Source organism: Paenibacillus sp. YPG26, from assembly GCF_023704175.1.
GTDB lineage: Bacteria > Bacillota > Bacilli > Paenibacillales > Paenibacillaceae > Fontibacillus.
This window is the reverse complement of sequence record NZ_CP084530.1, coordinates 3485118-3499052: the sequence shown is the minus strand read 5'-3', so window position 1 is coordinate 3499052 and position 13935 is coordinate 3485118. Positions and strand designations below refer to the sequence as shown.

The following is a 13935-nucleotide window of genomic DNA, read 5'->3' as shown; positions in this document are numbered from 1 at the left end:
TTGTAGGGTTTATATTATATGCATCTAACGAATCTACTTGGAGGACACAAATGAACAGATTACAGAAGTATTCGGGAATTTTGGCTTGTTCCGCACTATTGTTGAATTTTGCAGTTGGACCTAAAGCAGAAGCTGCATCATCAAGTTTTACAGATATTGATAATTCTTTTGCCAAAGAAGCTATATTGGAATTGGTGCAGTCAGGAATTATTAACGGTAAGAGTCAAGAGGGGTTTGACCCGAGAGGTCAGATAACGAGACAGGAATTTGTGAAGATTCTTGTTAAATCAATGGGACTGGATACGAGCAATATTCCTAGTACTCCTACATTTAAAGATGTGCCTGCAAATCATTGGTCTTTTGCCTATGTAGAAGCCGCGGCCAAGTCAGGACTGGTTAAAGGCTACACATACAACATATTTGGTGGTGGGGATATCCTTAGCCGGGAGCAAATGGCAACGCTCTTTGTAAGAGGTCTAGGTGTTGACGCACAGGGCTATGGGGACAAACTGACCTTTAGAGATGCGAATAAAATCTCTAGTTATGCAAAAGATGCCGTAGGCTATGCACTGGCGAAGGGGTTAATCAAGGGTAATGAGGATGGGACCTTTAATCCAGGGGGAACTGCTAGTCGTGAGTCTGTTGCAGCCGTTGCTTCAAATTTTATTAAGGTTAAAGACGAGGTGAAACAAGTGCCTGTGCCAGCACCGGTACCTGATCCAATCCCAACACCAAGTCCAGTATCGGTACCAAATCCAACACCAAATCCAACACCAACACCGGATTCAACGCCAATACCGAATCCAGTGCCAACACCGGATCCAACACCGATACCGAATCCAGTGCCAATACCGGATCCAACACCGATACCGAATCCAGTGCCAATACCGAATCCAGTGCCGACACCCGATCCAACACCGACACCTTCACCGGATCCAACTACTGACCCAGAGCCGGTACTGCAAACTTTAGAATTTAGTAACCTTACCGGGGATAGCAATCTTATAGCACTCTATAATCCTAACGAGACCAATAAAGTAACATTAAGTGAAGGCGAGACACTCGAATTGAGTTCGACTGACACAGAAGTTGCATTTGTTGAGGAGAATGAGTCGTTACCTGGGCAAATTGATGTATTCCCATTGGCAGAGGGTTCAGTAACTATCAATGTAGCTGTTAAAAACCAAGATGGAATCATAGTTAAACAAGGAAGCTTTGCCGTAGATGTCGTACCGTATGAATTAGATTTTCTGGAGAATGTTTCAGTTGACGTAGGATATTGGAAGAGTCAGTTTATTATAGGCTTAACCTCTGATTATATAATTGAGACTTCGTCTTCCAGTAATCCTAGCACAGTTAAAGTTACAACCGGAGATGATATAGCAGACGGACAATATGCGCTCTATATCAAGACTGAAGGCTTGCCAACTGATATAGAGACTACCGAAACTATAAATGTGAAAATTAAGAAGGGCAATAAAGTAGCTTGTGTAGGGTCATTTGATGTGACGGTTACACCAAGTCCTTAAGAAAGTTTATTAAGTTTCAACGTAAGTATAACTTGCAATTCGTATATACAAATGTTGTCCTCTACCGTAATCTTCAGTAAAAAAGCCTCACTTTACAGTGAGGTTTTTTTACATTGGTAAGTAGTTTGCTTGATGTGATAATTCAAAGAATCTCCTTAAGAACCTAAAGATTTACAGGATATAAGCCGAAAATAAGTATACGACTGTTCTTAGGTTGTGGGCAGATTATACATATTTCAAATATATAAGCTTGACTTGAAGGGAGAAGTTACTAGAGTGAGGAGAAGAATTGCTTTATGGTTGGTACTGGTCATGGGGTTCAATGTGTTGACTGCAGCGGCTGTCGGTGCGGCGCCAATTCAGCAGGATCCAACGCTTATTCCTGTAGTTGCCACACCGGCTAACGGATCGAAGGGGATCGATCCGGCGAAGGTAGATTTGAAGGTGCAGTTCGACAGGAAAGTGAAAGCGGGTACAGGTACGATTACGGTAACCAAGGATCCCGCCGGGGCATCGACGGTGGTAGGAACGATACCAGTGACGCCAAGTGTGGTAGATGCTTATAGTGCTATTCGGAATATTGATACTTCCGGTATTACCTATACGCCGGGCAGCTTCTACAGGGTGAGTCTGTCTGGAGGTACCTTTGCAGATGAAGCGGGGAATACCTCTGCGGCCTATTCGTATACCTTTAAGACACTTACAAGCGGAAGCGTACCGCCAACTGCAAGTACATTTACGCCAGTGAATAACGCTATAGTGAATGGGACTTCCCAGACACTTAGCGTCACTTTCAGCAAGCCGATTACCAAGGGGAAGAGCGGCAATATTACGGTAAAAAGGGCTTCAGACAACACAACAGCGTTGTCCCTTCCCGTGACTTCAACTCAGGTAGCTCTGAGCGGGGGAGACACGGCTTCTTTCCCTGTAACGGGATTAACCCAAGGAGAGCGTTATTATGTCCTCATTGATTCTGGTGCGTTCTTGGACGAGGATGATCAGGCTTTTGCCGGAATTACCAGTGCTCAGGGATGGGTCTTCAATGTGCGGGGGACGGCGGTACAGCTGGTCTCTGTAAGTCCGGCCAATCTTACATCCAATGTAGCGGCTTCAAGCAGTCTCAAATTAACCTTCAGCCGTCCGGTCTATCCGGATCAGGGGTTCATCACGATTAAGCCGTCTGGACAAGCGGCACAGAGTATAGCCATGACTTCATCGAGTGTAACAGGCGGAGGCACCAATACGATTACGGTTACGCCCCCGACTTCATTGCTCTCAGGGACAAGTTACACCGTAACGGTACCTGTAGGAGCTTTTACCGACAGTGACAAGAATCAATTCCCAAGCAGTGTGGACTATAGCTGGGGCTTCACTACGGGTGCGCAGGACACAACGGCACCGGTTCTGCAAAGTACCCAAATGTATAATAGTACAACGATTCGCTTGCAGTATAACAAAACGCTGGATTCCACGGTGAATCTGCAGCCGTCGAGTTTCCAGATCTATGTGAACGGGGAGTCGCGTCGAATCTCGAGTGCTTATGTGAGCGGAGATTCAGTCCATGTTGTCTTGGAGACAGGGGTTTCTCTGGGCCAAAATGTTCGAATCAGCTACACGGGCAGCGCGGGGAGCTCCATTCAAGATATTTACCAAAATACAGCTTCCGCCTTCTCTCTACGCGAGGTGGCCAACGGAGTGGACTCCTCCCTGCCTCAGACAGAGGATGGGTATGCTAGCGGCAGCACCGTTGTACTGGCGTTCCGTGACACGCTCAAGAGCGTATCCAGCTATGCGACCGGCCAGTTCTCAGTGAGCTCGGATGGAGCCTTCCGGGGGATTAGCAGTATTTCGCAGAGCGGGAACCGGATATATCTTAATCTATCAACCCCTATAGCAAGCGGAGAAGTAGTGAAGGTATCCTATTCGCCGGGTTCATATCCTGTTCAGGACTATAGAGGGCAGAACATACCTGCGTTCAATAATATGTTTGTGCGGAATATGAATGATACGAAGGCACCTGTATTTACCAAGGTTGAGGGAACCGGTAACTCACTGGTTCTTACTTATAACGAAGCGCTTAAGCCTAACGGGATTCCTATGAAAAGCCAATATTCGGTTCTCGTCAATAATGCGCCGGTCTATGTTACTGCAATAGCGGTTAACTCCAATCAGGTTACCTTAACCTTGGCTTCCTCATTTAGTGTATCGCAGTATGTGACGGTCTCTTATGTTCCGTCGACAGATGGAATAAGTGATCTGAACGGTAACTTGGCGGGGTATCTCAACCAGGAGCGGGTTAATAACAGTTCTCTAACGACAGGGCCAAGCATTCGCTCCGCTACGGTCAAGGGAGACACCGTAACTCTTGTATATAATGGATCGCTTAGATCTAGTTCATCCGCAATAGCGGCCAGCCAATTCTATGTGACAGCGGATCAGCTGTCCAAGGGTATTCAATCCGTTGTCCTGGATGGAAGCACGCTGGTTATTAAGCTTACTTCACCAGTCACGGCGGGGCAGATTGTAGACCTGTCTTATGCTCAAGGCAGCACATTGATATATGACGGCTCCAATGCTCTGATTGCCAGCTTCAGCCGTATGGGCTTGCAGAATATAACCGATGCGGCGGCTATCCATACAGGTCTTCCAACTTATCTCTCCCTGCTTCAGTCTAGTGAGTTCGGTAGAGCGGCTTTCATGATGAACTCTACTACGTCTGCCAGATTAACTGACCGCTCACGTATGGGACAGGATATTTCGAGATACACCTTGGATAATAGCAAAATGTCAGAAGCTTATAGCTATCTGGCAGCATCCGGTCTCGAACGCACGCTAGGTTTTGAAGTGCCTTCTACCGAGAGAGCAGCAAAGGTAGCCATTCCGCTGCAGCCGTTATTAGAGGCCTATACACGCGGCGGGAATCCCTCTTTTGTGGTTAGGTATGGGGATGTTCTCTATGAAGTGCCTCTGGCCAAAATATCATTCGTTGATATCTCCCGGCTAACAGGGGGCTCCACCTTGTCGTCATCCTATTTGACTGTACAGCTGGAGCGGATATCCAAGACGTCGTTAATGGGCCAATCATCAAGTACGGGAGCCGGTGTGTCCTACGTGGCTGTTGAAGATCCGGTTGAAGCCTATATCAGTGTGATGTCTTCAACACTGCCAGCGGATCAAGCTGTGACGCTTAACGGTAAAATGATTCTACGTACAAGCAAGAATGCGCCAACCGCTCAGACGAGCATGCTGAAATTTGATGCCAATACGCGAACGGGTTCTTTTCTTCCTTCAAAGACTTCTAAATTGGGAAATTATACTGTTCTGACAGCATCCATACCAGCGAATATCGTTGCAGGACCTGCTACAGGTATTACATTATTCTCGGATCTGAACACACACTGGGCCCGTAACGATGTAAATGAACTTGCAAGCAAACTCATCATCGACGGTCGTAGTCCTAATCTATTTCAGCCCAATCAGAGTATCACCCGTTCTGAATTCGCCGTGTATATTGCCAAGGGATTAGGCCTGACTCCGGTTGTATCATCTAACAGCCAATTCCGTGATGTGTCTCCAGCGTCATCTTCAGCCGCATATATTAACGCTGCTGCTAAGGCGGGGATCATCACGGGGAACACGGACGGCACGTTCCAGCCAGGCAGCCCGATCACACGGGAACAAATGGCCATCATGATGGTTCGTGCGCTGAGTTCAACCGGGTATAACGTAATCCTCGGTACTACGCCATCGCAGACGCTGAGAGTATTCAAGGACAGCAAAAAGATCACTTACCAGGATTTCGTGGCGAAGGCCTACCAGGAAGGGATCATCCAGGGTACAAGTACGACAACCTTTGAGCCCAAAGGCAATGCTACGCGGGCTCAAGCCGCGGTTATGCTGAAGCGGGTGCTTACGAAGCTGGGGTATTTATAAGAAATTCAAAGGGCGCTTTGTTGTTTTTTACAGCAGGGCGCCCTTGTTCTATCTATTCAGCCAACCATAGTGTATGAGTGAGGATCGATAGCTTCACACTCTACCTCCTCTATTTGAATTCCCTCCATTTCAATAAAATAACAAATTCCTGGAAAAAAATGCAGCTGGAGAAAATTCGCTATATTTCGTAACTTTTCCGCCTAAATGAAGTCTATTAATAGTATGCGAGAAGTACTACAACTAGATTTTGTAATGAAGATGGGAGAGTAGCTTTATATTATGAGTGATAGAAATCAAGGGAAACGTGCAGGATTCGTCGTCAGCCGGGGGAAGCGTCTGGCTATTATCACTTTAGCGGGGCTGATCTGGATTCAGCCTGTACTAAGTGTGGGTCCCCTCTCACTTCCAGGTGAACGTGTCTACGCGGCATCAAGTTCAGTCGTGAAGCTGGGAGAAGAGATGATTACATCGGGCGCGAAGCTGGTCCATTACCAATATGCTGTCAATCGTTCCGGAGCTGCGGTCAAAGTACTCGCGGACGTGATTCAGGTCGATTTAACCAATCCTTATGTCAAGCTGGATGTTATGACCGGTAAAGGAGGACAGGTAACCACCCGTCAGTCCGTGCAGGGTATGGCCAAAGAGACCGGCGCGGTAGCCGGCGTCAATGCCGACTTCTTCAATGTGAACGGTCAGGGGGTCCCTATGGGCGCCTCCATATCGGAAGGTACGATGATTACAAGTCCGTCTGATCTGCAGGGCATGTATGCTTTTGCGGTAAGTAAGGGTGGAACCCCGACGATTGATGAGTATACATTCGATGGCAGCATTCGCGCTCAAGACGGGACGACCTTCCCGCTGGCCGGGATTAATAAGGAAGCCTACCGTACAGAGCCGGACAAGGGCTTCAGCCATGTGAATGCTATGTATATTTATACAAGTGCCTGGAAGTCCAAGGATCGGCCAAAAGACAGCTCTACGACCCCAACCGAGGTTCTTGTCCAGAACAATGTGGTACAGCAGATCTCGCCGGGTGCGGCTATTCCGGGTGAGATCCCGGATGGAGCCTATATCCTGCGTGCCCACGGCACCGCGGCGAGCTATATTACCTCCCACCTGACGGTAGGTCAGCGGGTTGACGCGGATTACCAGCTGCGCTCCTTGACTACAGGGAAGACACTGGATCCGAATGCCCAGGCCATGATGGTTGGCGGTCATACCCTGCTCGTAAGCAATGGGGCCGCCGCCTCCTTCACCCGTTCAACTACTTCAATCAGCGGCAGCAGTCCGGTTGCCCGTACGGCTGTAGGATATTCCAAGGATGGACGCACCGCCTACCTGATTACGGCCCAGAAGAACGAGAACAGCAGCGGAATGAAGCTGAGCGAGCTTCAGGGCTTCATGACCAGCATTGGCGTGTGGAAAGGCCTTAACCTCGATGGGGGAGGTTCGACGACTATGGTGAGCCGTCCGCTTGCCGAGACCGAAGTGGGGCTTACCTCTGGCACATCCAACGGGGGAACGACCCAGCGCCTGGTGGCGAGTGGTCTAGGTGTGTACAGCGAGGCGCCTCAAGGTACTCTGAAGGGCCTTAAGGTAAGTGGCAGCAGCTCGCTGCTTATCGGTCAGGAAGCGGCTTACAAGCTCAAAGGCTATGATACGTACTACAATCCTGTGGATGCATCGGGGATTCAGGCGAGCTGGAAATCAAGCACAGGCAGCCTGGTCTGGACAGGCCAAGGCTTCAAGGCAGCAAAGCCTGGAACAGCGGAGATTACAGCGATCAGCGGATCGGCCAAGACCAGCATGAAGGTCAACGTCCTCGGCGGAGCGGACCTTAGCAGCCTCACAGCCAGCACACAGTCCTTGCCTCTGACGGCGGGTACGACTGCCAATATTTCCGTAACAGCCCAGCTTAAGAATGGCAGCTCGGTACGAGTCCCTGCTGAAGCGCTCAAATGGGAATTTATCGGCTTCAGCGGCAGCGCGAAAGACGGCACGTTAACCGTGCAATCTGTCAAGCCGGGAGCCCAGGTAGGCTACGCCATCGCCAGATATGACGGCTTCAGTACAGTAATTGTCCTCAGCCAGGCTGGTCAGCAGGCTTGGGAGAATTTCGAGAACGTGTCTTACCCGGTTGCGTTCACAGGACTTCCGGCAGAAGCGAAAGGGAAAGCGCAGGTTGTACAAGGAACAGGCGACCATGCAGGCTCCAAGGTGCTTCAGCTGGATTATGACCTGACCGGAGGAACGGGGAACAAGTATGCTTACGCTCAGCTTAATGGAACATCCGGCAGAAGTGTGCCGGCGAATCCAACCTCGATGTCCATCGATGTCATGGGCGATTCCAGTCTGAACTGGGCGCGCGCGGAGTTTGAAGTTGGCGGCAAAGCGGTCTATGCGGATTTGGCGAAGCAGGTTGACTGGACAGGCTGGAAGAGCCTGAATATCGATCTTGCCTCCTTGGGGCTGGGCTCATCAGCCAAGCTGAAGCGCCTGTACCTGGTCAACCTGGCTGAGGGTCAGGATGAACGTGCGCTTGCAGGGAGCGTGGCTTTTGACAATATTCAGTTCTCCGTACCGAGCCTTAGTGGGGCCGCAAGCTCGAAGAGCACAACAGTTGTTATGACGGTAGGGCAGAAGACGATCGCGACAGGCGGGAAGAACATAGCTGTAGATGTGGCACCGGTTGTTAAGGGCGATGTCACTTATGTGCCGATTCGTTATGTCGTTGATTATTTCGGTGGACAGTCGAATTGGGACGGAGCGAGTCAGCGAATCACCGTACTTCGTGGCGGGACATTGATCGACTTAACCCTTGGCAGCAGAGACATTATTGTGAATGGAAAAAGAAAACAGGTTGCGGTTTCGCCGATTTTGATCAATAATAGGACCTTAGTCCCATTAAGACTCGTCTCCGAGCAGCTAGGTATAGCTGTAAAATGGGAACAGAAAACGAAGTCGATTACCCTCCAATCATGATATGATAGGTTTGACATATCACGGAAGAAAGAAATGGAGAATTGCCCAAGTGGATTTTCAAGCCGACGCGATCGACCGCGTTATCAAGAACGCTATCAACGTGATGGAGAACAGCAAGCACCAGATGTTCGAAATACTCGATTCAGCCCGTCAAGAGCTGAAGACGCTAAATAACGAAGTGCAATTGATTATGAAAGAGACCGCTGAGACCGTAGAGAAGGTTGATCAGCTTGAACTCAATTATCGTCGTTCACGAATCCGGCTGACTGAAGTCAGCCGGGATTTTGTGCGGTACAAGGAAGAGGACATCAAGCAGGCCTATGAAGTGGCTACACAGCTTCAGCTGGATCTGATGATTTACCGTGAGAAGGAGAACTATCTCAAAGCCCGGCGGGACGAGCTTCAGAAACGGGCGAGGAATATAGAAAAGTCGGTGGAACGCGCCGAGACCATAGGTAGTCAGATCGGAGTAGTTCTGGAGTATCTGTCCGGTGAGCTCGGACAAGTCACCCGCATTCTGGAATCCGCCAAGAATCGTCAAATTATCGGCCTGAAGATTATTTTGGCCCAGGAAGAAGAGAGAAAAAGGATCTCAAGAGAGATTCACGATGGTCCTGCCCAGCTTCTGGCCAATCTAGTTCTTAGGACGGAAATTGTTGAAAGAATGATTGTGAAGCAGGAATTTAAGATGGTCCAGGAAGAAATAGTAGACTTGAAGGGTCAGGTTCGGGCCAGCCTGGAAGAGATGCGCAAAGTTATTTTCAATCTCCGGCCTATGGCACTTGACGACCTTGGACTGATTCCGACTCTCCGTAAATACGTTCATGACTATGAAGAAAAATCGAAAATTCGTGCAACTTTCGAGACCAGAGGGAAAGAGCAGCGCCTGTCCTCCGCCATGGAGGCAGCAATATTCCGGTTGGTGCAGGAAGCCCTCACCAATGCGGCAAAGCATGCTTACCCTACGTTTGTTGGGGTTGAGATAACTTACCAGGCTCAAATGATCAAAATTATGGTGCAGGATAACGGTCTTGGGTTTAGAGTAGAATCACTGGAGCAGAAGACCAAGGAACATTCCCACTTCGGGCTGATCGGCATGCGTGAGCGTGTCGAACTGCTGGATGGAAGAATGGAGATTGAATCCGCCGAGAACCAAGGTACCAAAATCATTATTCATATCCCGACTAACGTAGATAAGAGAAAGGAGCAATAGGATGGATAACCACAATTACACTAGTAAACGACCAATTAAAGTTCTCTTAGCTGACGATCACCAACTGTTTCGGGAGGGCCTCAAGCGTATTCTGAATATGGAAGAAGATATAGAGGTTGTGGGCGAGTGCAGCGACGGTTCCCAGGTACTGGAATGCTGTCAGCGCTTCGGCCCGGAGATCGTATTGATGGATATTAATATGCCGCTTCTGAACGGCGTGGATGCTACAGAGAAGCTTCGCGTCTCTCATCCGGATATTAAAGTGATTATCCTCTCCATCCATGATGATGAGAGTTATGTATTTGAGACCCTGCGCAAGGGAGCAACGGGTTATCTGCTGAAGGATATGGAGGCTGAATCGCTGATTAATGCGATCCGTTCCGTGGCTGAAGGTCATGCCTTCATTCACCCTAAGGTGACGGGCAAGCTGATTCATCAGCTTCGCCGGATGGAATACTTGAACGAGACTGGAGCAATTGCCGAGGATGGTGCGATTCGCGAAGCGGGCGTGAAATTTGTAGCCGGCGATGACAATCCATTGACCCGCCGCGAGGCTGAGGTACTTAGGCTGATGGCTGAAGGACGCAGCAACAAGATGATCGGGGAATTCCTCTTCATCAGTGAGAAGACGGTTAAGAACCACGTCAGCAGCATTCTGCAGAAGATGGAAGTGGACGACCGGACTCAGGCTGTTATTAATGCCATCAAGTACGGGTGGGTAACCCTCTAATACATATCTGCATCCTAGAAGGTGATCAGCGGAAGCTGATTCGCCAGCAGAGTTGATTAGTGAAGATGGGCATTAACTTATGTGAATAATTATAAGTCAGTCAGTCTCTCCCTCTTCCTTCGATTCAAGGGGAACCGAGGTAGCAGCCGGATTGATGGGGAACTGGGCATTTGCTTGGCACGCTATGGAACCGACAGCCTTATGGCGGCATATATTGTCGCTATAAGGAGGTGAGCAGGGTGGTCCCTGTATGGATCTTTTTGTGCTATGGTCTGGCCGCAGTGCTGGTGCATCTTATGCATAGAATATATGTCCGGGGAAGAACCGGAGCTCCTGATCGGGAGCATTATATTCTTGTTACCCGCAATCATGGGCAGCAGATGGAGTGGTACCTTCGGGCAATCTCCTGGTATGCCCGGCTGAGGGGGAGAGACTGCCGGATTACGGTGTTAGATGAGGGATCGGAAGACGATACCTTGGCCATAACCCGGCGGATGAAGAATTCAGGGAATTTGGAGCTCTCGGTGTACGGGTTGTCCGGACAGCAGAGTGAAGAGGACCTCAGACGTCAAGCGGCTCCGGCTGAAGGAGAGACCGCGCTCTTGATCGATCTGAGAGTGCCTATGGAGGCGGCCAAAATCCCATATGTCCATGTCTGAACGGTTACAAAAGCACGGAGCTGACAAAGCGTTGGCATACCTCCAACCGGAGCGCTTCCTTCGCCAAGCTCAAGCTCCAATATACGATAATTCAGTGTGAAGCACACTCATTAGGCTGCGGCCGGGAGTGTGCTTTTTTGCGTGCAAAGGCAGGTTCCTCTGCCTGAGGGGACGTGAACCTGGAAGGTGGCGTTCGGGTATTGGGAGGTATGGTGGGGGGGCTGCTATGCAGCTTATTGCGTGGTGTTATGCAGGTCATGGCGTGGTACTACGCAGGTTATGAAGCACTGCTACGCAGCTTATGGAGCACTGCTACGCAGCTTATGGAGCACTGCTACGCAGCTTATGGAGCACTGCTATGCAGCTTATAGAGTACTGTTACGCAAGTCCTGGAGCGCTGCTACGGAGCTCATTGCGTGGTGCCAGCTGCATAGAGTGGTCGGTTAGTTGGGATTTGGTAGGAAGGTTCGGAGGGGAGAGGGAAGAAGATGAAAGCTGCGCTATATGTGGTTCACAGACAAGTAGGATGGGAGTGTTACATAAGCCTGGATATCAAGGCCGATCTTCACTGGTGGATACACCGGGGCGACAGTGATGCGAGAAGTCTGTTGCTTCTTGCTCGCGAGACCCCGCTTGGTAAGGCTGTGGCTTTACGGGATGAAATGGTCAGTAGACCGGAGATGGATAATTATACGTCCGCAAAGTGGGCAGCTTGGCTGCATCGTGCAGAGTCGGAAGGGAGCGGTGTAGGGGGAGAGAAGCTGGATAAGCGGAGGGACCGTGGTAGGGACGGAGATTGTGATGGAGAGCGGGGGACAGATAGAGGTGGGGATGGAGATCGGGATAGAAGCCGAGGGATGGATAGAGATGGGGATGGAGATCGGGTTAGAAGCTGGGGAATAGACAGAGGTAGGGATGGAGATTGGGGCAGAGGCCGAGGGATAGACGAAGGTGGGAACGGAGATTGGGGCAGAGGCCGAGGGACAGATAGAGGTAGGGACGGCGATTGGGATAGAGGTCGAGGGATAGAAAGAGGTGGTGATGGAGAATGGGATAGAGGTCGAGGGATAGATAGAGGTAGGGATGGAGATCGGGATAGAGGCCGAGGGATAAATAGAGGTAGGGACGGCGATTGGGATAGAGATCGGGTTAGAAGCTGGGGAATAGACAGAGGTAGGGATAAGGATCGTGCAATGTATGTACTGAAAGAGAAGGACTCTCAGCCTGTCTGGTTGTGGGCGAAGGAGCGAGGATACAGTCCTGCCGGGAGGGACCTTTGCTTCGGGGAGGAGCCTTACTGGAAGGACTTCGGTCATGCTCTCGAAGCTGCGAGACTGCTCGCCTGGGCTCTTCAAGGGCGCTCGCTGCTTGTGCCTGAGCTGAAGCAGCTGCTGGAGAGCCGTCTGCCACAGCTTGCGGACGGCTGGCGGGGAGCTGCGCAGCTGGCACATCTGCGCGGCGAAGTGCAGCTCACATCCGGCGTGGCTCCGGCCGTCCGCCGCAGCCTGCTGCGCCGCGGGCAGCCCCCGCGCTGCCGCCGCTGCGGAAGCGCCGCGCTCACCGCGGCACCCTGCGCCTCGTGCGGCAGCCCGGCCTGCGCCTACTGCGCGGCCTGCCTCGCCCTCGGGCGCAGCCGGGCTTGCGCGCTGCTGCTGCGCGGCGCGCCGGAGACGGCCGCGGTTCACCGCGCGGCCGGCCGGGAAGCCCCCACCGGTGCTGCGCTTGACCGGTGGGGGCTCAGCTCTGCGCAGCGCGAGGCGGCATACGCCGCGCTGCGGTTCTTGGCTGAGCGGCCTGCCGGGGGCGACCGCTCAGCAGGGCGGCGGCAGGTCTGCGGGCCGCCGCGGTTCCTGCTCTGGGCGGTCACCGGCGCAGGCAAGACCGAGATGATCTTTCCACTGCTGCGCCATGTGCTGGATCAGGGCGGACGCGCCTTGGTAGCTACGCCAAGGCGGGATGTGGTGCTGGAATTGGCGCCGCGGATCGCCAAGGCTTTTCCGGATGAGCCAGTGGCTATACTCTACGGAGGAAGTTCCCATAGGTGGGAAGAGAGCCGGCTGGTGCTGGCAACAACACACCAATTGCTTCGCTTTCACGGCGCGTTTGATCTCGTCATTATCGATGAACTGGATGCGTTCCCGTATCATAATGACCCAATGCTGGCCTACGCCGCTGAGAAATGCTGCAAGCCGGAGGGACGGTTCATTCTTCTGTCGGCAACCCCACCGAAGCCGATCCAGCGGGATGCCGCTTCAAAGCGTATGCCTCATGCCAAGGTTCCTGCGCGTTTTCATGGACATCCGCTGCCTGTGCCGATGCACCTTACGGTAGATACAGTGGAGAGCTGCCTAGGCGGCAGACGATTACCTACAAACCTTATGAAAACCTTGAACCAATCTGTCGCCAGAGGCGCCCAGATCTTCCTGTTTGTCTCACGGATCCGGCATATCGAACCACTGGTTCACTTGATCCGCATATCGCTGGGAGGCAGAATTCCGGTAGATGGCACCTCCTCCAAGGATGAACTGCGGGCCGACAAAGTGCTTGCCTTTCGCTCAGGCCAGATTCGCGTACTAATTACAACCACGATCTTGGAGCGAGGGGTTACTGTTCCGCGCAGTGATGTGTTTATTCTGGACGCGGACAGTGGGCTCTTCGATGAAGCTTCCCTTGTGCAGATGGCGGGTAGGGCAGGACGTTCCAAGGAGGATCCGAATGGCAAGGTCATCTTCGCCTCGCCGCAGTGGACAGCCTCCCAGCGGGGAGCAATTCGCCAAATTAAGCATATGAACAAAATAGCCATGAAGAATGGATACTTAAATGCTAGAACAAATGAACGATAATTATGGATTCTAGCTGTACGAGCACTTGAACACCACGATTACGGAA

General features: G+C 51.3%; 8 protein-coding genes. All 8 read left to right on the top strand.

Annotated features, from left to right (window positions below; all coding sequences use genetic code 11):
• The first annotated feature begins 50 nt into the window (after window positions 1-50).
• The 8 genes from LDO05_RS16590 to LDO05_RS16560 all read left to right on the top strand — a co-directional run bounded on the left by LDO05_RS16590 (window position 51) and on the right by LDO05_RS16560 (window position 13889).
• The gene (locus tag LDO05_RS16590; RefSeq protein WP_251376414.1) at window positions 51-1529 is read left to right on the top strand and encodes an S-layer homology domain-containing protein; all 1479 of its coding nucleotides are present in this window, start codon (window positions 51-53) and stop codon (window positions 1527-1529) included.
• A 276-nt stretch (window positions 1530-1805) separates the two neighbouring features.
• Window positions 1806-5462, top strand: a complete 3657-nt coding sequence (locus LDO05_RS16585) for a SwmB domain-containing protein (protein ID WP_251376413.1) — start codon at window positions 1806-1808, stop codon at window positions 5460-5462.
• 279 nt (window positions 5463-5741) lie between these two features.
• Window positions 5742-8444, top strand: a complete 2703-nt coding sequence (locus LDO05_RS16580) for a stalk domain-containing protein (protein ID WP_251376412.1) — start codon at window positions 5742-5744, stop codon at window positions 8442-8444.
• 49 nt (window positions 8445-8493) lie between these two features.
• A complete protein-coding gene (locus LDO05_RS16575; RefSeq protein WP_251376411.1) occupies window positions 8494-9657 on the top strand; it encodes a sensor histidine kinase in 1164 nt (387 codons plus the stop codon).
• 1 nt (window position 9658) lies between these two features.
• Window positions 9659-10387, top strand: coding sequence for a response regulator (locus LDO05_RS16570; RefSeq protein WP_251376410.1), 729 nt, complete (start codon window positions 9659-9661; stop codon window positions 10385-10387).
• A 239-nt stretch (window positions 10388-10626) separates the two neighbouring features.
• Window positions 10627-11046 carry a hypothetical protein gene (locus LDO05_RS16565; RefSeq protein ID WP_251376409.1) on the top strand — a complete coding sequence of 140 codons (420 nt, stop codon included), beginning with the start codon at window positions 10627-10629 and terminating at the stop codon, window positions 11044-11046.
• Window positions 11047-11826: 780 nt separating this feature from the next.
• Complete coding sequence (locus LDO05_RS18865; RefSeq protein ID WP_276575521.1) at window positions 11827-11949, top strand: hypothetical protein; 123 nt, start codon at window positions 11827-11829, stop codon at window positions 11947-11949.
• 290 nt (window positions 11950-12239) lie between these two features.
• The gene (locus tag LDO05_RS16560) at window positions 12240-13889 is read left to right on the top strand and encodes a helicase-related protein (protein ID WP_251376408.1); all 1650 of its coding nucleotides are present in this window, start codon (window positions 12240-12242) and stop codon (window positions 13887-13889) included.
• Window positions 13890-13935 lie beyond the last annotated feature (46 nt).